Source organism: Mariniflexile aquimaris (genome assembly GCF_042676825.1).
GTDB classification, from domain to species: Bacteria; Bacteroidota; Bacteroidia; order Flavobacteriales; family Flavobacteriaceae; genus Mariniflexile; species Mariniflexile aquimaris.
The window spans coordinates 16,382-38,044 of record NZ_JBHTIB010000002.1; the positions used below are offsets into that span (position 1 = coordinate 16,382).

Consider the following 21,663-nt stretch of genomic DNA (forward strand, 5'->3'; position numbering starts at 1 on the left):
TGTAAATATAAAAAAGCTTCATAATGTTTAGTTATGAAGCTTCTTATTTTTTTACACTAAAATGTATTATCTTTTATCTAAAGGTACAAAAGGTCTGTGGGTAGCACCTACATATATTTGTCTTGGTCTTCCTATTGGTTCTTTATTTAAACGCATTTCTCGCCACTGGGCTATCCAACCTGGTAAACGCCCTAAAGCAAACATTACAGTAAACATATCTGTTGGAATACCCATACCACGATAGATTATTCCTGAATAGAAATCGACATTAGGATATAATTTTCTATCTACAAAGTATTGATCTTCTAAGGCTTCTTTTTCAAGACCTTTCGCGATGTCTAAAATAGGATCTTCAACGCCTAAATTAGCTAATACTTCATCGGCAGCTTTTTTAATAATCTTAGCGCGTGGATCGAAGTTTTTATAAACACGGTGACCAAAGCCCATTAAACGGAAAGGATCGTCTTTATCTTTAGCTTTCGCCATATATTTTTTTGTATCCCCATCGTCTGCTTTAATAGCCTCCAACATTTCTAATACGGCTTGATTAGCACCACCATGAAGTGGGCCCCAAAGCGCAGAAATACCGGCAGATAACGATGCAAATAACCCCGCATGAGAAGAACCTGTAATTCTAACTGTAGAGGTAGAACAGTTTTGTTCGTGATCTGCATGCAGAATTAATAATTTATCTAAAGCATCCACTAAAATTTTACTTTGTACATAACATGCATTAGGCTGGCTAAACATCATTTTAAGTATGTTCTCCACATACCCCAATGAATTATCGCCATAATCTAACGGTAAACCAAATTTTCTACGATAAGTCCATGCAACTAAAACCGGGAATTTACCTAATATTTTAACGATTGCTTTATACATATCCTCTTCAGAATTAACATTTACTGAAGAAGGGTTAAAAGCTGTTAAAGCACTTGTTAAAGAGGCAACAACACCCATTGGATGTGCCGTTTTTGGAAATGCATCTACAATTTTTCGAACATCATCATCTACAATAGATTGTGCTTTTATGTCGTTGTGGAATTTATCATTCTGCTCTTTCGTTGGTAATTCACCAAAAATTAAAAGATAAGCCACCTCTAAAAAATCTGCTTTTTCTGCTAATTCTTCAATAGAGTAACCTCTATATCTTAAAATACCTTTTTCTCCATCTAAAAACGTAATAGCACTTTCGCAAGATCCTGTATTTTTGTAACCTGGATCGATAGTTATTACCCCTTCTGAGGCGTTTCTAAGATTGGAAATATCAATTGCGAATTCTTTTTCTGTCCCTTCTATTACCGGAAGCTCTATTCTTTTTCCGTTGACTTCGATGGTAGCCGTGTTTGCCATAAGTTTGAATGAGTATTTAAATTTTAAATTGGAAAGCTAATTTACAAAATATCTCATCATTTTAATGATTGTAGAAAGCAAAAGATTTACGCATTTAACAAATTATTTAAATTTAATGCAAAAAAAAGCGATTATTAAAATAATAACCGCTTTTTAAAGTAATAATATTTACTATTATTTAATTTTAAATGCTTTTTCTTGTGGAAAATAAGCTGTTTTACCTAATTCTTCTTCTATACGAAGTAATTGGTTGTATTTAGCCATACGGTCGCTACGTGAAGCAGAACCTGTTTTAATTTGACCACAGTTTAAAGCAACTGCTAAATCGGCAATCGTGTTATCTTCAGTTTCTCCAGAACGGTGAGACATTACAGAAGTATAACCCGCATTTTTAGCCATATTTACAGCCGCAATAGTTTCGGTTAACGAACCTATTTGGTTTACTTTAATTAAAATTGAATTTGCGATACCATTTTCAATACCACGTGATAAACGCTCTACGTTAGTTACGAATAAATCATCTCCTACTAATTGAACTTTATCACCAATTTTATCGGTTAATAATTTCCAACCTTCCCAATCGTTTTCATCCATACCATCTTCAATAGAGATGATTGGGTATTTAGCTGCTAATTCTGCTAAGTATTCTGCTTGTTCTGCTGAAGTTCTAACTTTTCCTTTATCACCTTCAAATTTAGTGTAATCGTATTTTCCGTTTACATAAAACTCTGCCGCAGCACAATCTAAAGCAATCATAATATCACCACCAAAAGTATATCCAGCTTTTTCAACTGCTAATTTGATAGAATCTAAAGCGTCTTCAGTTCCACCAGCTAATGTTGGAGCAAAACCACCTTCATCACCAACAGCAGTACTTAACCCTCTGTCGTGTAAAACTTTTTTAAGGTTATGGAAAATTTCAGTTCCCATTTGCATAGCGTGTGTAAAAGTTTTAGCTTTTACAGGCATAATCATAAACTCTTGAAACGCGATAGGCGCATCACTATGAGAACCACCATTAATAATGTTCATCATTGGAACAGGAAGTGTGTTAGCTGATACACCACCAACATAACGGTAAAGAGGCATATCAAGCTCATTAGCTGCTGCTTTAGCAACTGCTAATGAAACACCTAAAATAGCATTAGCTCCTAATTTTGATTTGTTTTTAGTTCCATCTAAATCAATCATTAATTGATCGATTAAATTTTGTTCAAAAACTGAAACTCCCATTAATTCTGGAGCAATTATAGTGTTTACGTTTTCAACCGCTTTTAAAACACCTTTACCCATATAGGCTTTTCCGCCGTCACGTAATTCTACAGCTTCATGCTCTCCTGTTGAAGCGCCCGATGGCACTGCAGCTCTTCCTAACACATTGTTTTCTGTAATTACGTCTACTTCTACTGTTGGATTTCCTCTTGAATCCAAAATTTGTCTTGCGTGTATATTAATAATTATACTCATAATTGGTTTATTTTACCTTTTTTAATAGTTCAAATTTACGTTTAAATCTTGTTTTTTTTAAGTGTTTTATAACAAATATTTAAAAAACACTTCTACAACGTTTTAGTAATTGATAACCTCATAAATTCATACAATTTTAGAGGTTCTACAAATTACTTATTTTTTTATGTTTTCAATAAATTGATCGAATAAATATGACGAATCATGTGGTCCAGGACTTGCCTCTGGATGGTATTGAACAGAAAAACAGTTTTTGTTCTTCATTGCTAATCCGGCAACTGTATGATCATTTAAATGTATATGCGTTACTTTTAAATCTGGATGCGCTTCCGCTTCTTCTCTATTCACAGCAAAACCATGATTTTGCGATGTAATCTCACCTTTTCCAGTAAGCAAATTCTTTATTGGATGGTTAATACCTCTATGCCCATGGTGCATCTTATAGGTAGACACTCCATTTGCCAAGGCAATTACCTGATGACCTAAACAGATACCAAACAATGGTAAATCTCTTTTTATTATTTCTTTAGCTAAAGCTTGTGCTTCTACCAAGGGTTCCGGATCTCCAGGTCCATTCGATAAAAAGTAACCATCTGGTTTAAAAGCCTCTAAATCTTCAAACTTAGCATTATACGGAAACACTTTTATATAGGCGTCTCTTGATGCGATGTTGCGTAAAATATTCTTTTTTATGCCAATATCTAAAGCTGCAACTTTGTAAGTTGCGTTTTCATCACCAAAATAATACGGTTCTTTTGTTGACACTTTAGACGCTAATTCTAAACCTACCATGTCTGGAACTTCCGCAAGTTGCTTTTTTAATCCTTCTATATTATCCACATCTGTAGATATAACGGCATTCATCGCGCCATTGTCTCTAATATAGCTTACTAACGCTCGTGTATCGACGTCTGAGATTGCGAAGAGTTTATTTTCATCTAGAAAACTCTCTAGCGATCCATCTGCTGCAGGACGCGAATAATCATAACTGAAATTTTTACAAATTAAACCAGCTATTTTAACAGAATCTGATTCAACCTCTTCATTATTGACTCCATAATTTCCGATGTGCGCATTGGTTGTAACCATTAATTGACCGAAATAAGATGGGTCGGTAAAAATTTCCTGGTAACCCGTCATTCCCGTATTAAAACATACTTCACCAAACGCAGTTCCCTGTTTGTTACCTACCGCCTTTCCATAAAAAATGGTACCATCTGCTAAAAGAATGATGGCTTTTTGTTTTTTTTGATATTTCATGTGTTAGTTTATATTTTTATCGATTGACATCTCGTGTTGCACCCAAACAATATCTGTAGTAGCATCCATACAATTTCTGTATAAGCGTTTGATATTATGCAACATGGATGATTTCATTTAATAAAAAGTTTTACAAAAATGCATAAAAAAAAGGATAAACTAAAATAGTTTATCCTTTATATTTTCAATGCTTATTAACATTTACTCTTCTTCTTTTGTGTCTTTTGGTTCAACAGCTGGAGCAGCGGCCGGTTTAGCACCACCTCTTCTACTTCTTCTAGTTGTTTTCTTTTCTGGCTTAGCAGCGTTATAAATTTCGTTATAATCTACAAGCTCAATCATTGCCATATCAGCGTTATCTCCTAAACGATTTCCAAGTTTTATGATTCTTGTGTAACCTCCTGGACGATTCGCAACTTTCGCTGCAACATCTCTAAACAACTCTGCTACTGCATCTTTTTGTCTTAAACGAGACATAACAATACGTCTGTTATGTGTTGTATCTTCTTTAGACTTAGTAATCATTGGCTCAACAAATTGTTTTAAAGCTTTTGCTTTAGCAACTGTTGTGTTGATACGCTTGTGCTCTATTAAAGAACAAGCCATATTTGCCAACATAGATTTTCTATGCGCAGTCTGTCTACTTAAATGATTTATTTTTTTTCCGTGTCTCATGACATTTTTGTTATCATCATCTTGCTTCTATACCTTTTTAGGGAGCAAACTATGATGGGTTAATGATTTACAATTTTTGATTTACGATTTCAGGTATCCAAAACCGTAAATCTTAAATTGTTCTAGTCTTTATCTAATTTATATTTGCTTAAATCCATTCCGAAATTTAAACCTTTAACGTTTACTAGTTCTTCTAGCTCGGTTAAAGACTTTTTACCAAAGTTTCTGAATTTCATTAAATCATTTTTATTGAAAGATACTAAGTCTCCTAAAGTATCAACCTCTGCAGCTTTTAAACAGTTAAGTGCACGTACAGATAAATCCATATCGATTAACTTAGTTTTAAGCAACTGACGCATGTGAAGTGATTCTTCATCATAAGTTTCAGTTTGTGCAATTTCATCAGCTTCTAAAGTGATACGCTCATCAGAGAATAACATGAAGTGGTGAATTAAGGTTTTAGCAGCTTCTGTTAAAGCATCTTGAGGAGTAATAGAACCATCAGTAATGATTTCAAAAACCAGTTTTTCGTAATCTGTTTTTTGCTCAACACGATAGTTTTCTATACTATACTTAACATTTTTTATTGGTGTGTAAATTGAATCTGTAAAGATTGTTCCAACTGGTGCAGCAGCTTTTTTATTTTCTTCTGCAGGAACATATCCTCTACCTTTTTCAATTGTAATTTCCATGTTGAAATTAACTTTAGGATCTAAATTACAGATTACTAATTCTGTATTTAATACTTGGAATCCTGAAATAAATTTTTGAAAATCTCCAGCTGTAATTTGCTCTTGACCAGATATTGATATTGAGATTGACTCATTATCGATATCATCTATTTGTCTTTTAAAACGCGCTTGTTTTAAGTTTAAAATGATTTCGGTAACATCTTCAACCACTCCAGCTATTGCTGAAAATTCATGATCGACGCCTTCTATTCTAACCGATGTAATTGCAAATCCTTCTAATGAAGAAAGCAAAACTCTTCTAAGAGCGTTACCTACTGTTAAACCATAACCAGGTTCTAAAGGTCTGAATTCGAATTTACCTTCGAAATCAGTAGAATCAATCATGATTACTTTATCTGGTTTTTGAAAATTAAATACTGCCATGTTTTTCTTCGTTTTAATTGTTACTTAGTTGCGCGGTTTAAAAGTTTGAAGAAGACTAATAAACCCTTTGGCTAAATACCAATGTGATTAATTTATTATTTAGAATATAACTCGACGATGAATTGTTCGTTTATATTTTCTGGAATTTGAATTCTCGCTGGAACAGAAACATATGTTCCTTGTTTTGTGTCGTCGTTCCAAGTAATCCACTCATAAACTTTACTTGAGTTTGCAAGAGATCTTTCAATTGCTTCAAGTGATTTAGATTTTTCTCTTACTGCAACAACATCTCCAGCTTTTAATTGGTATGAAGGAATGTTTACTAATTCTCCGTTAACAGTAATGTGTCTGTGAGAAACTAATTGTCTTGCAGCACTTCTAGAAGGTGCAATACCCATTCTGTAAACAACGTTATCTAATCTAGATTCGCAAAGTTGTAATAACACTTCACCTGTAATTCCTTGAGCAGCTCTTGCACTCTTGAAAATGTTTCTAAATTGACGCTCTAAAATACCATAAGTATATTTAGCTTTTTGTTTTTCTTGTAACTGAATTGCGTATTCAGATTTTTTTCCACGACGTCTTGCGTTTCCGTGTTGTCCCGGAGGATAATTTCTTTTTTCGAATGATTTATCTTCTCCGAAAATAGCTTCACCAAACTTACGAGCTATTTTAGTTTTAGGACCAGTATATCTTGCCATTTTAAATTGTTTTTTTAAGAGTGATTATGAATTAAGGTCTTAATCTTATCCTTCGATAATCGTTGATCTCTTGTTGATACTTGTTAATATTATTTTTTTTCAGTTTGCAAATTTACACATAAAAAATTAATATCAACTGTTTAAAAACAATTGATACTAATTTTATTTATAATGTTATGTAAAATTATACTCTTCTACGTTTTGGAGGACGACATCCATTATGTGGAAGTGGCGTAACATCGATAATTTCTGTTACTTCAATTCCTGCATTGTGGATAGAACGGATAGCAGATTCTCTACCGTTTCCTGGTCCTTTAACATAAACTTTTACTTTCTTTAATCCAGCCTCTGATGCAACAGCTGCAGCATCTTCAGCAGCTAATTGCGCAGCGTATGGGGTGTTCTTTTTAGAACCTCTAAATCCCATCTTACCTGCAGATGACCATGAAATAACATCTCCTTTTTTATTTGTAAGTGCAATGATGATGTTATTGAAAGAAGCATTAACATGAGCTTCTCCTACAGAATCTACTATAACTTTACGTTTTTTAGTACTCTTTGTATTTGTTTTTGCCATTTTTAATAGTTTTCAGTTATTAGTTGATAGTCGCTAGAATCCTAAACCTTTTATAATTTCAAACAGATTCCTTCCAACGTCTAAATACTAAAGACTAATTGTTATTTAGTTGCCTTTTTCTTGTTAGCAACAGTTTTTCTTCTACCTTTTCTAGTTCTAGAGTTGTTCTTAGTACGTTGCCCTCTTAAAGGAAGACCCGATCTGTGACGAATTCCTCTGTAACAACCAATATCCATTAAACGTTTAATGTTTAATTGCGTTTCAGAACGTAATTCACCTTCGATTTTAAAAGTACCAACAGCTTCACGAATACCACTAATCTGGTCGTCGTTCCAATCTTGAACTTTAATACTTTCATCAACATTAGCTTCTGCTAATATTTCTTTAGCTCTACTTCTACCTATTCCATAGATATAAGTTAAAGAGATAACTCCTCTTTTGTTTTTTGGTATGTCTACACCTGCAATTCTTGCCATAATTACCCTTGTCTTTGTTTAAATCTAGGATTCTTTTTGTTTATCACGTAAAGTCTACCTTTTCTTCGCACGATTATACAATCTGCACTTCTCTTTTTTACTGATGCTCTTACTTTCATCTGTGTTAGTATCTATAAGTTATTCTAGCCTTAGATAAATCATAAGGACTCATTTCTAATTTTACTTTATCTCCTGGTAATAATTTAATATAATGCATACGCATCTTACCAGAGATATGCGCAGTCACAATGTGACCATTTTCTAATTCAACACGAAACATAGCATTTGATAATGCTTCTATAATCGTTCCGTCTTGCTCTATTGCTGCTTGTTTTGCCATAGTATAATATTAAGCTATTGCCTTTCTATTCTTACCTGTTTTCATCAAGCCGTCGTAGTGTCTATTTAACAAATAAGAATTTACTTGTTGCATAGTATCAATGGCAACACCCACTAAAATAATTAATGAAGTGCCTCCAAAAAATAGCGCCCATCCTTGTTGAACACCCATAATTTTAACTATTATCGCTGGGAACACAGCTAAAAAGGCTAAAAATATAGAACCCGGTAAGGTTATTTGAGACATTATTTTGTCAAGATATTCTGAAGTTTCAGAACCTGGACGAATCCCTGGAATAAAACCACCGCTACGTTTTAAATCATCGGCCATTTTATTTGTAGGTACGGTTATCGCTGTATAGAAATATGTGAAAATTATAATCAATATAGCGAATGTTATATTATAGGCTAAGCCAAAAATATCTGCATAATTAGTTTGCATCCATGCTCCAAAAGCCGTTTCTTTTAAAAGTGACGACCCTCCTATTAAACTAGGAACAAACATAATTGCTTGCGCAAATATGATAGGCATTACTCCAGAGGCATTAAGCTTTAATGGAATATACTGTCTTGATCCTGCCATAGCACTTTTCTCGTAACTACCTGTAGCCGTTCTACGCGCATATTGCACAGCAATTTTTCTAACAGCCATTACAAGCATAATACAAGCTAAAATGATTGCGAACCATAACACTAATTCAAAAAGAATAAGCATTACGTTATTACCTTCTAATCTTGTTGCAGCATTTTGAATAAATGATGCAGGTAGTCTTGCGATAATACCCACCATAATTAATAAGGATATACCATTACCAATACCTTTATCGGTAATTTTTTCTCCTAACCACATCGCAAAGATACATCCTGTTACTAATATGGTAACAGAAGAGAAATAGAATAATGGACCAGTACCTAATAAGAATGCACTTGTAGGAATACCTAAAGCTGGTAAACTAGCTAAGTAACCTGGTGCCTGTAGCAAACAGATCGCTATGGTTAACCAACGTGTAATCTGATTAATTTTCTTTTGACCACTAGCACCTTCTTTTTGTAGCTTTTGTAAATAAGGAATAGCAATTCCCATTAATTGCACCACAATAGAAGCAGAAATGTAAGGCATAATACCCAATGCAAAAACCGAAGCATTTGCAAAAGCACCACCTGTAAAGGCATTAAGTAATCCTAATAAACCTCCATCTGTACTATCTGCTAAACCTCCTAATTGAGCAGCATCAATACCTGGTAATACAACTTGAGCACCAAAACGATAAACTAATAACAAACCAAGTGTAATCGTGATTCTGTTTCTCAGTTCTTCGATTTTCCAAACATTCTTTAACGATTCTATAAATTTCATACTTATAATAAGGTCTTATAAAGTTACGGCTTCTCCTCCAGCAGCTTCGATAGCAGCTTTTGCTGAAGCAGTAAATTTATGTGCTGATACTTTTAATTTTGCTTTTAATTCGCCTCTACCTAATATTTTAACAAGATCATTTTTTCCTGCTAAACGGTTTGAGAATAATGTTTCAAAATCTACTGTATCAGTTGCTTTTTTCTCATCAACCAATAGTTGTAACGTATCTAAATTAATACCTTGATACTCCACACGGTTAACGTTTGTAAAACCAAATTTAGGAACACGTCTTTGAAGTGGCATTTGCCCACCTTCAAATCCTACTTTCTTAGAATAACCAGAACGAGATTTAGCTCCTTTGTGACCACGTGTAGCAGTACCACCTTTTCCAGAACCTTGTCCTCTACCTATTCTTTTTCCTTGATTTTTAACTGAACCCTCTGCAGGTTTTAAATTACTTAAATCCATTTCAGTATATTATTATTTAATTTCTTCTACAGAAACTAAGTGATTTACTTTACTTACCATACCAAGTATACTTGATGTAGCTTCGTGCTCTTTTACTTGACCAATTTTTCTAAGACCTAAAGATTCTAAAACTCTTTTTTGTCTTAGCGGACAATTGATTGCGCTTTTTACTTTTGTTACTTTAATTTTTGCCATCTCTGTCTGTATTAAGCTTTAAAAACTTGTTCAAGTGAAATACCTCTGTCTCTAGCAATTGTATTAGCGTCTCTTAATTGTAATAAAGCATCAAATGTTGCTTTTACAACGTTATGAGGATTTGAAGATCCTTGAGATTTAGATAATACGTCATGCACACCAACTGCTTCTAATACTGTTCTAACAGCACCACCAGCAATTACACCGGTACCAGCAGCTGCAGGAATAATATTTACTCTTGCTCCGCCGTATTTACCTTTTTGTTCGTGTGGTAAAGATTTTCCTTTTAATGGAATACGAACTAAGTTTTTCTTAGCATCTTCAACAGCTTTTGCAATTGCACTCGCTACGTCTTTAGATTTTCCTAAACCTTGTCCTACTACACCAGCTTCATCACCCACTACAACAATAGCTGAAAAACCAAATGCTCTACCACCTTTAGTTACTTTAGTAACTCTTTGTACACCAACTAAACGATCTTTTAAATCTAATCCACCTGGTTTTACTAATTCTGCGCTTTTATATTTACGATACATAATTTCTTAGAATTTAAGTCCTGCTTCTCTAGCTCCTTCAGCTAATGATTTTACTCGACCATGATATAAATAGCCACCTCTATCAAAAGCAATAGTTTCTACACCTGCTTTTAAAGCTTTTTCAGCAAGAGCTTTTCCTACTAATTTAGCTACTTCAATTTTAGTTGCTTTCGCAGAACTAACATCTTTATCTCTTGAAGAAGCTGCACTGATTGTTACACCAGTTACGTCATCTACAATTTGAGCATAAATTTCTTTATTGCTTCTAAAAACAGATAATCTAGGTCTGGCTTCAGTACCAGATACTATCTTACGAATTCTGCTTTTAATTCTTATTCTTCTTTCGTTCTTTGTTAATGCCATAACTTAATTATTAAGCTGATTTACCTGCTTTTCTTCTTAATACCTCACCAACAAACTTAATTCCTTTTCCTTTGTAAGGTTCTGGTCTTCTAAAATCACGGATTTTAGCCGCTACCTGACCTACAAGTTGTTTATCATGCGAAGTTAGTTTTATAATAGGGTTTTTTCCTTTCTCACTTATTGTCTCAACTTTAACTTCTGGAGCTAAACTCATAACAATTGCGTGAGAATATCCTAATGCTAATTCCAATTTTTGACCTTGGTTACTAGCTCTATATCCTACACCTACTAATTCTAATTCTTTAGTCCACCCTTTAGACACACCTTCAATCATGTTACGCATTAATGATCTGTATAAACCATGTTTTGCTTTTTGATCTTTAGTATCTGAAGAACGTGTTACTAATACATTTCCATCTTCAACTTTAATATCTACAGAATCAAAATTTTGAGTTAATTCACCCAATTTTCCTTTAACTGTAACTACTCCGTCGTTTATATCAACTGTAACGCCTTGTGGAATTACTACTGGGTTATTACCTATTCTTGACATATCTTATCTTTTTAGTAAACGTAACACAATACTTCACCACCTACGTTATCTCTTTTTGCTTGTTTACCTGTCATTACTCCATGAGAAGTAGAAACGATGGCAATACCAAGACCATTAAGAATTCTAGGTAGTTCTTTAGAACTTGCATACTTACGTAAACCTGGTTTACTGATTCTTTCAATCTTTTTAATTACAGGCTCTTTAGTTTCTTTGTTGTACTTAAGGGCTATTTTAATAGTACCTTGTACTGAAGAATCATCGAACTTGTAACTTAAAATATATCCTTGCTCGAATAATATTTTAGTGATGTCTTTTTTAAGATTAGAAGCAGGGATTTCAACCACTCTGTGGTTTGCACGCACTGCATTTCTAATTCTTGTCAAATAATCCGCTATTGGATCTGTGTACATAATGAATTGATTTTGTGATTTTGGTTTTCAACCTCGTGTTGAACCTTAAATCTGATTATTTAAATAATATTACCAACTTGCTTTTGTTACTCCAGGAATTAGGCCTTGATTAGCCATTTCTCTAAAAGTTACACGTGAGATACCAAACGTTCTCATGTATCCTCTAGGTCTTCCTGTTAATTTACATCTATTATGAAGACGAACTGGATTGGCATTTCTTGGTAACTTTTGTAATGCTTCATAATCGCCAGCTTCTTTTAAAGCCTTACGTTTTTCAGCATATTTAGCTACTACTTTAGCTCTTTTTACCTCACGGGCTTTCATTGATTCTTTAGCCATAACTTAGTTCTTTTGAAAAGGTAATCCTAATTCGGTTAATAATGATTTTGCTTCTTTATCAGTTTCAGCAGTCGTTACAAATGTAATGTCCATACCTGAGATTTTGTTCACTTTATCAATGTTAATCTCTGGAAATATAATTTGCTCAGTAACTCCTAAATTGTAGTTACCACGTCCATCAAATCCTGTAGCTTTAATTCCGTTAAAATCTCTTACACGTGGAAGTGCAGAAGTAACTAAACGATCTAAAAACTCGTACATTTTTTCGCCACGTAACGTAACTTTACAGCCAATTGGCATCCCTTTACGTAATTTAAACGATGCAACGTCTTTCTTAGAAATTGTTGCTATAGCTTTTTGTCCAGATATAGTAGTTAATTCTTCTACTGCGTAGTCAATTAACTTTTTGTCTGCAACAGCTGCTCCCACACCTTTAGATATTACTATCTTTTGTAGTTTAGGAACTTGCATTACATTTTTATATCCAAATTCATCTGTAAGAGCTGCAATTACTCTGCTTTTATACTCTTCTTTAAGTCTCGGTGAATATGCCATAACTATATTACTTCTTTAGATTTTGTTGAAAATCTTACTTTCTTTCCGCCTTCAACTTTGTAACCTATTCTTGTTGTTTCTCCTTTAGAAGTTAACAATGATAAGTTAGAAATATGAATAGCAGCTTCTTTTTCTACGATTCCTCCTTGAGGGTTTTTAGCACTTGGTTTAGTATGTTTCTTAACCATGTTTACACCTTCAACGATCGCTTTGTTCTTGTCTATTAATACTTTTTGTACTTTACCTTCAGAACCTTTATGGTCTCCAGCAATTACTTTTACAGTATCTCCAGTTTTTATTTTAAGCTTTGTCATCTTAAATTTAATGTATTAAAGCACTTCTGGTGCTAATGATACAATTTTCATGAATTGTTTATCACGAAGTTCTCTAGCAACCGGACCAAATACGCGTGTTCCTCTCATCTCACCTTGAGCGTTTAAAAGCACACATGCGTTATCGTCGAATCTAATATAAGATCCGTCTGGTCTTCTTACTTCCTTTGTTGTACGAACAACCACTGCAGTTGAAACAGCACCTTTTTTAATGTTTCCATTAGGTGTTGCATCTTTAATTGAAACAACTATTTTGTCTCCCACAGAAGCATATCTTCTTTTAGTACCACCTAGAACACGGATAGTTAAAACTTCCTTTGCTCCAGTGTTATCTGCTACTTTTAATCTTGATTCTTGCTGTAACATATTATTTAGCTCTTTCTATGATTTCAACTAATCTCCAACATTTAGATTTACTTAAAGGTCTTGTTTCCATGATTCTTACGGTATCTCCAATGTTACAATCGTTCGTTTCGTCGTGCGCAACATATTTTTTAGTTTTTAACACGAACTTTCCATACATAGGGTGTTTTACTTTTTTAACCTCTGCAACAACTATTGATTTTTGCATTTTGTTACTAGTAACAACTCCTATACGTTCTTTTCTTAAATTTCTTGTTTCCATCTTGTAGCAGAATTATTGTAATTCTCTTTTAGTTAATTCGGTCGCAATTCTTGCCACGGTTCTTCGTAAAGAACGTAACTGAATTGGATTTTCTAAAGGAGATATTGCATGAGCTAATTTTAGGTCTGAATAACTCTTTTTTGTTTCACCAAGTTTCTCTTGTAACTCAGCTACAGATAATTCTTTAATTTCTGATTGTTTCATAATATCAAATAAATTATGCTTCGTAATCGTTAGCAATTATAAACTTAGTTTTTACTGGAAGTTTTTGTGCTGCTAGACGTAACGCTTCTTTTGCGATTTCTAACGATACACCTCCCACTTCAAAAAGCATTCTTCCTGGTTTAACAACAGCTACCCAATATTCAACGGCTCCTTTACCTTTACCCATACGTACTTCAAGAGGTTTCTTTGTAATAGGCTTATCTGGAAATATTTTAATCCAAAGTTGACCTTCTCTTTTCATATAACGAGTAGCAGCAATACGTGCAGCTTCTATTTGACGTGATGTTAAAAACTCAGACTCGAGTGATTTTATACCAAAAGTTCCGTTTGAAAGTAAGTGTCCTCTTTGAGAAAGACCTTTCATACGTCCTTTTTGTTGCTTACGAAATTTTGTTCTTTTAGGCTGTAACATTTTTCTTTACTTTATAAAAAATTACTTTCTACGACGTGGCTTAGAATTATTTCCTCCACGTGGTGCTCCTGCACCTGCCTTTCCTTGCTTTTTGGACAATCCAACTAGCGGAGAAAGTTCTCTTTTACCATATACTTCACCTTTCATAATCCACACTTTCACACCTAATCTACCATACGTAGTGTGTGCCTCAACAAGTGAGTAATCAATATCGGCTCTAAAGGTTGATAAAGGAATACGTCCTTCTTTGTAGTGTTCTGAACGAGCCATCTCAGCACCATTTAAACGACCACTAATTTGAACTTTAATTCCTTCAGCGTTCATACGCATTGTAGCAGCAATAGCCATCTTAATTGCGCGTCTGTATGAAATTCTGTTTTCAATTTGACGAGCGATGCTTGATCCTACTAAAAATGCATCAAGTTCAGGTCTTTTAATTTCAAAGATGTTAATCTGAACTTCTTTTCCAGTAATTTTCTTAAGTTCTTCTTTTAACTTGTCTACCTCTTGACCACCTTTCCCGATAATGATACCAGGTCTTGCAGTAGTGATAGTAACGGTTACAAGTTTTAAAGTTCTTTCAATAATTACTCTACTTACACTAGCTTTAGATAAACGTACGTGTACGTATTTTCTAATTTTATCGTCTTCGGCAAGCTTATCTCCATAATCATTACCTCCGTACCAGTTAGATTCCCATCCTCTGATAATTCCTAAGCGATTTCCGATTGGATTTGTTTTTTGTCCCATACTTCTATCTTAGCTTTGTGTGTTATTGTTTGCTCCAACTACGATTGTTACGTGGTTTGAACGTTTTCTTATTCTGTGTGCACGACCTTGAGGTGCTGGACGCAATCTTTTTAACATTGCACCACCATCTACTCGTATCTCTTTTACTACCAATTCAGCATCTTCAATGCTAGCCTCTTCGTTTTTAGATTGCCAGTTAGCAATTGCCGATAAAAGCAATTTTTCTAATTTAGCTGAAGCTTCTTTTTGACTGAATTTTAAGATATTAAGTGCTTTCTCTACTTTTTCACCTCTTACTAAATCGGCTACTAAACGCATTTTTCTCGGTGACGTAGGACAATTATTAAGTTTCGCAAAAGCAACTTGCTTTTTATCTTCCTTAATAGCGTCTGCCATTTGTTTTTTACGACTTCCCATAGCTTACTACTTTTTACCTTTGTTTTTAGCACCTGCATGTCCACGGAATGAACGTGTTGGTGAAAATTCTCCTAACTTATGACCTACCATGTTCTCTGTTACATAAACAGGAACGAATTGACGGCCGTTGTGTACTGCAATAGTTTGTCCAACAAAATCTGGCGTAATCATAGAGGCTCTAGACCATGTTTTGATTACCGTTTTTTTGTTTGCCTCAACATTGTCAGCAACTTTTTTCTCTAATTTATAATGAACGTAAGGTCCTTTTTTTAATGATCTTGCCATGTCTTATTTCTTTCTACGTTCTACAATATATTTATTACTTGCATTCTTTTTAGAACGAGTTCTATAACCTTTAGCTGGAATACCTTTTCTAGAACGTGGATGTCCTCCTGAAGATTTTCCTTCTCCACCACCCATTGGGTGATCTACTGGATTCATTACTACTGGTCTTGTACGTGGACGTCTTCCTAACCATCTTGTTCTACCTGCTTTACCAGATACTAACAATTGATGATCTGAGTTAGATACTACACCTACAGTTGCTAAACAATTAACAAGAACTAAACGTGTTTCACCTGAAGGTAATTTAATGGTTGCAAATTTACCATCTCTTGCCATTAACTGAGCAAAAGCACCAGCACTACGAGCCATAATTGCTCCTTGTCCTGGACGTAATTCTACACAAGAAATAATAGTTCCTAAAGGAATTTGGCTTAACGGCATCGCGTTTCCAATTTCTGGAGCTATATTACTATCACCTGAAACCACTGTTTGACCTACTTGTAAGCCATTTTGAGCAATGATATATCTTTTTTCGCCATCTTGATAATTCAATAACGCGATAAAAGCGGTTCTGTTTGGATCGTACTCGATAGATTTAACCTCAGCAGGAATACCAGCTTTGTTACGTTTAAAATCGATAATACGATACTTCTTTTTATGACCACCACCTATGTAGCGCATGGTCATTTTTCCTTGACTGTTTCTACCACCAGACCTTTTATTCGGAACGAGTAAACTCTTTTCCGGCTTATCAGTAGTTATGGCGTCAAATCCATTTACTACTCTAAATCGCTGTCCTGGTGTGATTGGTTTTAATTTTCTTACTGACATTAGTCTTTAATTACATGTTACTGTATAAATCAATCATTTCACCTTCCGCCAGTTGTACAATTGCTTTTTTAACAGCATTTGTTTTACCATGTTGAATACCAGTTTTTGTATACTTGGTACTTCTATCTGGACGGACATTTATAGTACGAACTTTTTCAACAGAAACGCCATAAGCAGCCTCAACCGCTTTTTTGATTTCTACCTTGTTCGCCTTAGTATTCACCGCGAAAGTATAGCAATTTCTTAACTCGCTATTTGCTGTCGCTTTTTCTGTGATTATAGGTTTAATTAAGATACTCATGGTTTCTATTTACTTAAATTTGTTTCAATTCCTTCTAAAGCTCCTTCTAAAAGCACTACTTGATTTGCATTTAAAATCTTGTAAGTGTTTAATTCTGAAGCAGTTATAACTTCTGAGCCTTGTAAATTGCGTGACGACAAATATACATTATTATTTGACGCACCCAACACAAACAGAGATTTTTTGTTTTCAAGATTTAACGCCTTTAAAACAGCTGTAAAATTCTTAGTTTTTGGCGCTTCAAAATTAAAGTCTTCTAACACCACAATTGATTGTTCTCCAGCTTTAATACTTAATGCTGATTTACGTGCTAAACGCTTTAAATTTTTATTTAATTTGAAGCTATAGTTTCTTGGTCTTGGACCGAACATACGACCACCACCTTTAAAAACACCAGACTTAATACTACCAGCTCTTGCTGTACCAGTACCTTTTTGCTTTTTAAGCTTACGCGTACTTCCAGAAATCTCAGCACGCTCTTTAGCTTTGTGAGTTCCTTGTCTTTGGTTTGCTAAATATTGTTTAACATCCAAATATACTGCGTGATTATTAGGCTCAATAGCGAATACATCTTGAGAAAGCTCTGCTTTTCTACCTGTATCTTTTCCGTTTATATCTAAAACTGCTACTTTCATTATTTTCTAATAATTACATAAGAATTTTTATGTCCAGGTACACAACCTTTAACAACTAGTAGATTTTTATCTGCTACTACTTTTAAAACTCTTAAATTTTCAACTTTTACTGAGTCGCCACCCATTCTTCCTGCCATACGAATTCCTTTAAAAACTCTTGCAGGATACGATGCTGCACCCACAGAACCAGGAGCTCTTAAACGGTTATGTTGACCGTGTGTTGCTTGACCAACTCCACCAAATCCATGACGTTTTACAACACCTTGGAAACCTTTTCCTTTTGATATCCCAGAGATATCAACAAATTCACCTTCAATAAAGTGCTCAACAGTGATTGCATCACCTAATTTGTACTCCTTATCAAAACCTTTGAATTCAACGATTTTGCGTTTTACAGAAGTCCCTGCCTTTTTAGCATGACCTTGGTCAGCTTTAGTAGCACTTTTTTCTGTCGCGTCATCGAAACCTAATTGAACAGCTTTGTAGCCATCAACTTCTTCAGTTCTGACTTGGGTAACGATACATGGTCCAGCTTCGATTACTGTACATGGAATGTTTTTTCCATTTTCATCGAAAATGCTGGTCATACCGATTTTTTTTCCAATTAACCCAGACATAATTATTATTTATTTGTTATTACTTACTATTTGTTATTAAAAAACTCAAGGCCAAAAATACATTTCAGCCTTGAATTGTATTTTACCGTTTTTCCTTAACCATCGTTAAGGACATGTTTGTGTTCTACCTAAACTTTAATCTCTACTTCAACACCACTTGGCAATTCAAGTTTCATTAAAGCATCAATTGTTTTTGAAGACGATGAGTAGATATCCAATAATCTTTTATAAGAACTTAATTGGAATTGCTCTCTAGCCTTTTTATTTACGTGTGGAGAACGTAATACAGTGAAAATTTTCTTGTTTGTTGGTAATGGAATTGGACCCGTTACCACCGCACCTGTACTTTTTACTGTTTTTACAATCTTGTCAGCAGATTTGTCTACTAAATTGTGATCGTAAGATTTTAATTTTATTCTGATTTTTTGACTCATTTTCTTAAATTTTAAGCTTCAACGCCTTTAGCTGCTTTAATTACCTCTGCAGAAATATTTGCAGGTGTTTCAGCATAATGTGAAAATTCCATAGTTGATGTTGCACGACCCGACGATAATGTTCTTAATGTAGTTACATATCCAAACATTTCTGATAATGGCACGTGTGCTTTAACTGTTTTTGCACCAGCACGATCACCCATATCATTTACTTGTCCGCGACGTCTATTTAAATCACCTACTATATCTCCCATGTTTTCTTCTGGAGTAATTACCTCTAGTTTCATAATAGGCTCCATGATTACAGCTTTTGCAGCTTTAGCAGATGCTTTAAAACCTAATTTTGCAGCTAACTCGAACGATAATTGATCAGAATCCACATCGTGGTAAGAACCGTCTAATAAAGTAACTTTCATTGCATCTACTTCGTAACCTGCTAAAGGTCCGTTTTGCATAGCAGCTTTAAATCCTTTTTCAATTGAAGGGATAAATTCTTTAGGAACGTTACCACCTTTAATCTCTGAAACGAATTCTAAACCAGTTTTTCCTTCTTCTGCTGGCTCGATAGTAAATACGATATCAGCAAATTTACCACGTCCACCAGATTGTTTTTTGTAAACCTCTCTGTGTTGTGCTTTTTGAGTAATAGCTTCTTTGTACTCTACTTGAGGAGCACCTTGATTAACTTCTACTTTAAACTCACGACGTAAACGATCTACAATAATATCTAAGTGAAGCTCACCCATTCCTGAGATAATGGTTTGACCCGAAGCCTCATCTGTACGTACTGTAAACGTTGGATCTTCTTCAGCTAATTTAGCTAAAGACATACCTAATTTATCTACGTCCGCTTTAGTTTTAGGTTCAACAGCGATACCAATTACAGGATCTGGGAAATTCATACTTTCTAAAACAATAGGATGTTTTTCGGCAGTAAGAGTATCTCCTGTTTTAATATCTTTAAAACCAACTGCTGCTCCAATATCTCCAGCTTCGATAAAATCGATAGCATTTTGCTTGTTAGCATGCATTTGGTAAATTCTAGAAATACGCTCTTTATTTCCTGAACGATTGTTCAAAACATAAGAACCTGCATCTAAACGACCAGAATATGCACGGAAGAATGCTAAACGACCAACATAAGGATCGGTTGCAATTTTAAATGCTAAAGCCGCGAATGGCTCTTTTACATCTGGTTTACGAATTTCTTCTTTTTCTGTATCTGGGTTAACTCCTACAATACCTTCCTTGTCCATTGGAGAAGGCAAATAACGACATACAGCATCTAATAAAAACTGCACCCCTTTATTTTTAAATGAAGAACCACAAATCATTGGAATGATAGACATATCCATTACAGCAGCTCTAAGTGCAGCGTGCACTTCGTCTTCTGTAATAGAATCTTCATCTTCCATATATTTTTCAAGCAAATTTTCGTCGTAAGCAGCAACTTCTTCAATAAGTTTACCACGTAACATTTTTGCTTCAGCTTTCAATTCTTCTGGAATTTCGATAACATCAAAAGTTGCCCCTTGAGTTTCGTCATGCCATACGATAGCTCTGTTTTTCACTAAATCAACAATACCTTTAAAATCTATTTCGTCACCAATGTTTAAAACGATTGGCACCGCGTTAGATTTTAACATATCTTTTACTTGTTGACAAACTTCCATAAAATTAGCACCTTGACGGTCCATTTTATTTACGAAACCAATACGTGGCACTTTATAGTTATCAGCAAGTCTCCAGTTAGTTTCAGATTGTGGCTCAACACCATCAACCGCACTAAATAAGAATACTAAACCATCTAACACACGTAATGAACGGTTTACTTCAACAGTAAAATCAACGTGACCGGGAGTATCAATGATATTAAAATGATAACTCATTGAATCATCCGTTGGCTCTCCGTTTACTCTAGGGAATACCCATTCGCAGGTTGTAGCAGCAGAAGTAATGGTAATACCACGCTCTTGCTCTTGCTCCATCCAGTCCATTGTTGCAGCACCATCATGTACTTCACCAATTTTATGAGAAACTCCTGTATAATAAAGTATACGCTCTGTTGTTGTTGTTTTACCAGCATCAATGTGAGCAGCAATACCTATATTTCTTGTATATTTTAAATCTCTTGCCATTTCGTATTAAAATCTAAAGTGAGAGAATGCTTTATTAGCTTCTGCCATTTTGTGAGTATCTACTCTTTTCTTAACCGCCGCACCTTCTTCTTTAGCTGCTGCTAAAATTTCAGAAGCTAAACGTTGCGCCATAGATTTTTCGTTTCTTTTACGAGAATAGCTAATAAGCCATTTCATAGCTGTTGAAACTTTACGGTCTGGACGGATTTGCATTGGAATTTGAAATGTTGCACCACCAACACGACGACTACGTACTTCTACGTGAGGCATAACGTTTGATAAAGCATCTTTCCAAGTTTCTAAAGCTGTCTTTTCTTCGTTTGTTTTTTTCGACTCTACGATGTCAATCGCATCGTAAAATACTTTAAAAGCCACAGACTTCTTTCCATCCCACATCATCATGTTAACGAAACGAGTTACTAACTGGTCGTTAAAACGTGGATCTGGTAAAAGCGGTCTCTTTTTTGCTGCTCTTTTTCTCATGTCTTCTTCTTAAAAGTTTTAATTACTTTTTCTTACCTTTTGCTGGAGCTGCTGCTGCTTGTCCTGGTTTAGGACGCTTCGCTCCATACTTAGATCTACGTTGTGTTCTACCTGCAACACCTGCGGTGTCTAGTGCGCCACGAACGATGTGATATCTAACTCCTGGTAAATCTTTTACTCTTCCACCTCTAACCAATACTATCGAGTGCTCTTGTAGATTGTGACCCTCACCTGGGATGTATGCATTCACTTCATTACCATTTGTTAATCTAACACGAGCAACTTTACGCATTGCTGAGTTAGGTTTTTTAGGTGTAGTAGTGTAAACACGCGTACAAACCCCACGACGTTGTGGACACGAATCTAAAGCAGCCGATTTACTCTTCTTGGTTATTTTGGCTCTTCCTATTCGTACTAATTGTGAAATTGTTGGCATATA

The 21,663-nt window shown here is 34.8% G+C and carries 35 protein-coding genes; all 35 read right to left on the bottom strand.

The window, feature by feature from the left end:
• Positions 1–66 precede the first annotated feature (66 nt).
• On the bottom strand, positions 67–1,353 hold the full coding sequence (locus ACFQ0I_RS00085) for a citrate synthase (protein WP_379938261.1): 1,287 nt from the start codon (positions 1,351–1,353) through the stop codon (positions 67–69).
• Positions 1,354–1,527: 174 nt separating this feature from the next.
• A complete protein-coding gene (eno, locus tag ACFQ0I_RS00090) occupies positions 1,528–2,820 on the bottom strand; it encodes a phosphopyruvate hydratase (RefSeq protein WP_379938263.1) in 1,293 nt (430 codons plus the stop codon).
• Positions 2,821–2,976: 156 nt separating this feature from the next.
• Entirely contained in the window at positions 2,977–4,080 is a 1,104-nt protein-coding gene (gene carA / locus ACFQ0I_RS00095) for a glutamine-hydrolyzing carbamoyl-phosphate synthase small subunit (RefSeq protein WP_379938265.1), read from the bottom strand.
• A 201-nt stretch (positions 4,081–4,281) separates the two neighbouring features.
• On the bottom strand, positions 4,282–4,755 hold the full coding sequence (gene rplQ, locus ACFQ0I_RS00100; protein WP_379938267.1) for a 50S ribosomal protein L17: 474 nt from the start codon (positions 4,753–4,755) through the stop codon (positions 4,282–4,284).
• Between the two features lie 122 nt (positions 4,756–4,877).
• A complete protein-coding gene (locus tag ACFQ0I_RS00105) occupies positions 4,878–5,870 on the bottom strand; it encodes a DNA-directed RNA polymerase subunit alpha (protein WP_379938269.1) in 993 nt (330 codons plus the stop codon).
• Between the two features lie 95 nt (positions 5,871–5,965).
• Positions 5,966–6,571 carry a 30S ribosomal protein S4 gene (rpsD, locus tag ACFQ0I_RS00110; protein WP_379938270.1) on the bottom strand — a complete coding sequence of 202 codons (606 nt, stop codon included), beginning with the start codon at positions 6,569–6,571 and terminating at the stop codon, positions 5,966–5,968.
• A gap of 184 nt (positions 6,572–6,755) precedes the next feature.
• Positions 6,756–7,148 (bottom strand): 30S ribosomal protein S11, encoded by a 393-nt coding sequence (gene rpsK, locus ACFQ0I_RS00115; RefSeq protein WP_379938272.1) that lies wholly within the window; start codon positions 7,146–7,148, stop codon positions 6,756–6,758.
• Between the two features lie 101 nt (positions 7,149–7,249).
• Entirely contained in the window at positions 7,250–7,624 is a 375-nt protein-coding gene (gene rpsM, locus ACFQ0I_RS00120; protein ID WP_379938274.1) for a 30S ribosomal protein S13, read from the bottom strand.
• 2 nt (positions 7,625–7,626) lie between these two features.
• Complete coding sequence (ykgO, locus tag ACFQ0I_RS00125) at positions 7,627–7,743, bottom strand: type B 50S ribosomal protein L36 (RefSeq protein WP_074961360.1); 117 nt, start codon at positions 7,741–7,743, stop codon at positions 7,627–7,629.
• A 5-nt stretch (positions 7,744–7,748) separates the two neighbouring features.
• Positions 7,749–7,964 (bottom strand): translation initiation factor IF-1, encoded by a 216-nt coding sequence (infA, locus tag ACFQ0I_RS00130; RefSeq protein WP_028289261.1) that lies wholly within the window; start codon positions 7,962–7,964, stop codon positions 7,749–7,751.
• A 9-nt stretch (positions 7,965–7,973) separates the two neighbouring features.
• Positions 7,974–9,320: a preprotein translocase subunit SecY gene (gene secY, locus ACFQ0I_RS00135; protein ID WP_379938275.1), complete on the bottom strand. Its 1,347-nt coding sequence runs from the start codon at positions 9,318–9,320 to the stop codon at positions 7,974–7,976.
• A gap of 15 nt (positions 9,321–9,335) precedes the next feature.
• The gene (gene rplO / locus ACFQ0I_RS00140; protein ID WP_379938277.1) at positions 9,336–9,788 is read right to left on the bottom strand and encodes a 50S ribosomal protein L15; all 453 of its coding nucleotides are present in this window, start codon (positions 9,786–9,788) and stop codon (positions 9,336–9,338) included.
• A 12-nt stretch (positions 9,789–9,800) separates the two neighbouring features.
• Positions 9,801–9,983, bottom strand: a complete 183-nt coding sequence (gene rpmD, locus ACFQ0I_RS00145) for a 50S ribosomal protein L30 (RefSeq protein ID WP_379938279.1) — start codon at positions 9,981–9,983, stop codon at positions 9,801–9,803.
• An 11-nt stretch (positions 9,984–9,994) separates the two neighbouring features.
• On the bottom strand, positions 9,995–10,519 hold the full coding sequence (gene rpsE, locus ACFQ0I_RS00150) for a 30S ribosomal protein S5 (RefSeq protein ID WP_379938281.1): 525 nt from the start codon (positions 10,517–10,519) through the stop codon (positions 9,995–9,997).
• A 6-nt stretch (positions 10,520–10,525) separates the two neighbouring features.
• Entirely contained in the window at positions 10,526–10,882 is a 357-nt protein-coding gene (gene rplR, locus ACFQ0I_RS00155) for a 50S ribosomal protein L18 (RefSeq protein WP_379938283.1), read from the bottom strand.
• 10 nt (positions 10,883–10,892) lie between these two features.
• Positions 10,893–11,435 carry a 50S ribosomal protein L6 gene (gene rplF, locus ACFQ0I_RS00160; protein ID WP_379938284.1) on the bottom strand — a complete coding sequence of 181 codons (543 nt, stop codon included), beginning with the start codon at positions 11,433–11,435 and terminating at the stop codon, positions 10,893–10,895.
• A gap of 11 nt (positions 11,436–11,446) precedes the next feature.
• On the bottom strand, positions 11,447–11,845 hold the full coding sequence (gene rpsH / locus ACFQ0I_RS00165; protein ID WP_304386786.1) for a 30S ribosomal protein S8: 399 nt from the start codon (positions 11,843–11,845) through the stop codon (positions 11,447–11,449).
• A 69-nt stretch (positions 11,846–11,914) separates the two neighbouring features.
• The gene (gene rpsN, locus ACFQ0I_RS00170; protein ID WP_379938286.1) at positions 11,915–12,184 is read right to left on the bottom strand and encodes a 30S ribosomal protein S14; all 270 of its coding nucleotides are present in this window, start codon (positions 12,182–12,184) and stop codon (positions 11,915–11,917) included.
• A 3-nt stretch (positions 12,185–12,187) separates the two neighbouring features.
• Complete coding sequence (gene rplE, locus ACFQ0I_RS00175) at positions 12,188–12,739, bottom strand: 50S ribosomal protein L5 (protein ID WP_379938288.1); 552 nt, start codon at positions 12,737–12,739, stop codon at positions 12,188–12,190.
• A 2-nt stretch (positions 12,740–12,741) separates the two neighbouring features.
• Complete coding sequence (gene rplX, locus ACFQ0I_RS00180) at positions 12,742–13,053, bottom strand: 50S ribosomal protein L24 (RefSeq protein WP_379938290.1); 312 nt, start codon at positions 13,051–13,053, stop codon at positions 12,742–12,744.
• Positions 13,054–13,068: 15 nt separating this feature from the next.
• Positions 13,069–13,437 carry a 50S ribosomal protein L14 gene (gene rplN, locus ACFQ0I_RS00185; protein ID WP_132218421.1) on the bottom strand — a complete coding sequence of 123 codons (369 nt, stop codon included), beginning with the start codon at positions 13,435–13,437 and terminating at the stop codon, positions 13,069–13,071.
• A 1-nt stretch (position 13,438) separates the two neighbouring features.
• Positions 13,439–13,696 carry a 30S ribosomal protein S17 gene (rpsQ, locus tag ACFQ0I_RS00190; protein WP_117172447.1) on the bottom strand — a complete coding sequence of 86 codons (258 nt, stop codon included), beginning with the start codon at positions 13,694–13,696 and terminating at the stop codon, positions 13,439–13,441.
• Between the two features lie 12 nt (positions 13,697–13,708).
• Positions 13,709–13,900, bottom strand: a complete 192-nt coding sequence (rpmC, locus tag ACFQ0I_RS00195) for a 50S ribosomal protein L29 (protein ID WP_092848742.1) — start codon at positions 13,898–13,900, stop codon at positions 13,709–13,711.
• A 13-nt stretch (positions 13,901–13,913) separates the two neighbouring features.
• Positions 13,914–14,333, bottom strand: coding sequence for a 50S ribosomal protein L16 (rplP, locus tag ACFQ0I_RS00200; RefSeq protein ID WP_379938292.1), 420 nt, complete (start codon positions 14,331–14,333; stop codon positions 13,914–13,916).
• Between the two features lie 21 nt (positions 14,334–14,354).
• The gene (gene rpsC, locus ACFQ0I_RS00205) at positions 14,355–15,083 is read right to left on the bottom strand and encodes a 30S ribosomal protein S3 (RefSeq protein ID WP_379938293.1); all 729 of its coding nucleotides are present in this window, start codon (positions 15,081–15,083) and stop codon (positions 14,355–14,357) included.
• 9 nt (positions 15,084–15,092) lie between these two features.
• Positions 15,093–15,500, bottom strand: coding sequence for a 50S ribosomal protein L22 (gene rplV, locus ACFQ0I_RS00210; protein WP_379938294.1), 408 nt, complete (start codon positions 15,498–15,500; stop codon positions 15,093–15,095).
• Positions 15,501–15,506: 6 nt separating this feature from the next.
• A complete protein-coding gene (gene rpsS / locus ACFQ0I_RS00215) occupies positions 15,507–15,785 on the bottom strand; it encodes a 30S ribosomal protein S19 (protein WP_028283873.1) in 279 nt (92 codons plus the stop codon).
• 3 nt (positions 15,786–15,788) lie between these two features.
• Complete coding sequence (gene rplB, locus ACFQ0I_RS00220) at positions 15,789–16,616, bottom strand: 50S ribosomal protein L2 (RefSeq protein ID WP_379938296.1); 828 nt, start codon at positions 16,614–16,616, stop codon at positions 15,789–15,791.
• A gap of 10 nt (positions 16,617–16,626) precedes the next feature.
• Positions 16,627–16,917: a 50S ribosomal protein L23 gene (rplW, locus tag ACFQ0I_RS00225; protein WP_346240341.1), complete on the bottom strand. Its 291-nt coding sequence runs from the start codon at positions 16,915–16,917 to the stop codon at positions 16,627–16,629.
• A gap of 5 nt (positions 16,918–16,922) precedes the next feature.
• A complete protein-coding gene (gene rplD, locus ACFQ0I_RS00230; protein WP_379938298.1) occupies positions 16,923–17,552 on the bottom strand; it encodes a 50S ribosomal protein L4 in 630 nt (209 codons plus the stop codon).
• Complete coding sequence (gene rplC, locus ACFQ0I_RS00235) at positions 17,552–18,169, bottom strand: 50S ribosomal protein L3 (protein ID WP_379938300.1); 618 nt, start codon at positions 18,167–18,169, stop codon at positions 17,552–17,554. The genes rplD and rplC overlap by 1 nt, the downstream gene beginning before the upstream one ends.
• A gap of 128 nt (positions 18,170–18,297) precedes the next feature.
• Positions 18,298–18,603, bottom strand: coding sequence for a 30S ribosomal protein S10 (rpsJ, locus tag ACFQ0I_RS00240; protein WP_111309258.1), 306 nt, complete (start codon positions 18,601–18,603; stop codon positions 18,298–18,300).
• Between the two features lie 11 nt (positions 18,604–18,614).
• A complete protein-coding gene (gene fusA, locus ACFQ0I_RS00245; protein WP_379938302.1) occupies positions 18,615–20,741 on the bottom strand; it encodes an elongation factor G in 2,127 nt (708 codons plus the stop codon).
• Between the two features lie 6 nt (positions 20,742–20,747).
• The gene (rpsG, locus tag ACFQ0I_RS00250) at positions 20,748–21,224 is read right to left on the bottom strand and encodes a 30S ribosomal protein S7 (protein ID WP_117172458.1); all 477 of its coding nucleotides are present in this window, start codon (positions 21,222–21,224) and stop codon (positions 20,748–20,750) included.
• A gap of 22 nt (positions 21,225–21,246) precedes the next feature.
• Positions 21,247–21,660 (bottom strand): 30S ribosomal protein S12, encoded by a 414-nt coding sequence (rpsL, locus tag ACFQ0I_RS00255; RefSeq protein WP_106659416.1) that lies wholly within the window; start codon positions 21,658–21,660, stop codon positions 21,247–21,249.
• Positions 21,661–21,663: the final 3 nt, after the last annotated feature.

Coding starts and splice junctions, on each gene's coding strand:
- rpsE (WP_379938281.1), bottom strand. CDS start 10,519: ATGTATCGTAAATATAAAAGCGCAGAATTAGTAAAACCAGGTGGATTA.
- fusA (WP_379938302.1), bottom strand. CDS start 20,741: ATGGCAAGAGATTTAAAATATACAAGAAATATAGGTATTGCTGCTCAC.
- rpmD (WP_379938279.1), bottom strand. CDS start 9,983: ATGGCAAAAATTAAAGTAACAAAAGTAAAAAGCGCAATCAATTGTCCG.
- rplN (WP_132218421.1), bottom strand. CDS start 13,437: ATGTTACAGCAAGAATCAAGATTAAAAGTAGCAGATAACACTGGAGCA.
- rpsS (WP_028283873.1), bottom strand. CDS start 15,785: ATGGCAAGATCATTAAAAAAAGGACCTTACGTTCATTATAAATTAGAG.
- carA (WP_379938265.1), bottom strand. CDS start 4,080: ATGAAATATCAAAAAAAACAAAAAGCCATCATTCTTTTAGCAGATGGT.
- rpsM (WP_379938274.1), bottom strand. CDS start 7,624: ATGGCAAGAATTGCAGGTGTAGACATACCAAAAAACAAAAGAGGAGTT.
- rpsG (WP_117172458.1), bottom strand. CDS start 21,224: ATGAGAAAAAGAGCAGCAAAAAAGAGACCGCTTTTACCAGATCCACGT.
- rplV (WP_379938294.1), bottom strand. CDS start 15,500: ATGGGAAGTCGTAAAAAACAAATGGCAGACGCTATTAAGGAAGATAAA.
- rpsN (WP_379938286.1), bottom strand. CDS start 12,184: ATGGCTAAAGAATCAATGAAAGCCCGTGAGGTAAAAAGAGCTAAAGTA.
- rplW (WP_346240341.1), bottom strand. CDS start 16,917: ATGAGTATCTTAATTAAACCTATAATCACAGAAAAAGCGACAGCAAAT.
- rplQ (WP_379938267.1), bottom strand. CDS start 4,755: ATGAGACACGGAAAAAAAATAAATCATTTAAGTAGACAGACTGCGCAT.
- rpsK (WP_379938272.1), bottom strand. CDS start 7,148: ATGGCAAAAACAAATACAAAGAGTACTAAAAAACGTAAAGTTATAGTA.
- rpsQ (WP_117172447.1), bottom strand. CDS start 13,696: ATGGAAACAAGAAATTTAAGAAAAGAACGTATAGGAGTTGTTACTAGT.
- rplB (WP_379938296.1), bottom strand. CDS start 16,616: ATGTCAGTAAGAAAATTAAAACCAATCACACCAGGACAGCGATTTAGA.
- rpsC (WP_379938293.1), bottom strand. CDS start 15,083: ATGGGACAAAAAACAAATCCAATCGGAAATCGCTTAGGAATTATCAGA.
- rplX (WP_379938290.1), bottom strand. CDS start 13,053: ATGACAAAGCTTAAAATAAAAACTGGAGATACTGTAAAAGTAATTGCT.
- rpsL (WP_106659416.1), bottom strand. CDS start 21,660: ATGCCAACAATTTCACAATTAGTACGAATAGGAAGAGCCAAAATAACC.
- ACFQ0I_RS00085 (WP_379938261.1), bottom strand. CDS start 1,353: ATGGCAAACACGGCTACCATCGAAGTCAACGGAAAAAGAATAGAGCTT.
- rpsD (WP_379938270.1), bottom strand. CDS start 6,571: ATGGCAAGATATACTGGTCCTAAAACTAAAATAGCTCGTAAGTTTGGT.
- rpmC (WP_092848742.1), bottom strand. CDS start 13,900: ATGAAACAATCAGAAATTAAAGAATTATCTGTAGCTGAGTTACAAGAG.
- ACFQ0I_RS00105 (WP_379938269.1), bottom strand. CDS start 5,870: ATGGCAGTATTTAATTTTCAAAAACCAGATAAAGTAATCATGATTGAT.
- rpsH (WP_304386786.1), bottom strand. CDS start 11,845: ATGTACACAGATCCAATAGCGGATTATTTGACAAGAATTAGAAATGCA.
- ykgO (WP_074961360.1), bottom strand. CDS start 7,743: ATGAAAGTAAGAGCATCAGTAAAAAAGAGAAGTGCAGATTGTATAATC.
- eno (WP_379938263.1), bottom strand. CDS start 2,820: ATGAGTATAATTATTAATATACACGCAAGACAAATTTTGGATTCAAGA.
- infA (WP_028289261.1), bottom strand. CDS start 7,964: ATGGCAAAACAAGCAGCAATAGAGCAAGACGGAACGATTATAGAAGCA.
- rplO (WP_379938277.1), bottom strand. CDS start 9,788: ATGGATTTAAGTAATTTAAAACCTGCAGAGGGTTCAGTTAAAAATCAA.
- rplC (WP_379938300.1), bottom strand. CDS start 18,169: ATGTCTGGGTTAATTGGAAAAAAAATCGGTATGACCAGCATTTTCGAT.
- rplR (WP_379938283.1), bottom strand. CDS start 10,882: ATGGCATTAACAAAGAACGAAAGAAGAATAAGAATTAAAAGCAGAATT.
- rplP (WP_379938292.1), bottom strand. CDS start 14,333: ATGTTACAGCCTAAAAGAACAAAATTTCGTAAGCAACAAAAAGGACGT.
- rplE (WP_379938288.1), bottom strand. CDS start 12,739: ATGGCATATTCACCGAGACTTAAAGAAGAGTATAAAAGCAGAGTAATT.
- rplD (WP_379938298.1), bottom strand. CDS start 17,552: ATGAAAGTAGCAGTTTTAGATATAAACGGAAAAGATACAGGTAGAAAA.
- rpsJ (WP_111309258.1), bottom strand. CDS start 18,603: ATGAGTCAAAAAATCAGAATAAAATTAAAATCTTACGATCACAATTTA.
- rplF (WP_379938284.1), bottom strand. CDS start 11,435: ATGTCAAGAATAGGTAATAACCCAGTAGTAATTCCACAAGGCGTTACA.
- secY (WP_379938275.1), bottom strand. CDS start 9,320: ATGAAATTTATAGAATCGTTAAAGAATGTTTGGAAAATCGAAGAACTG.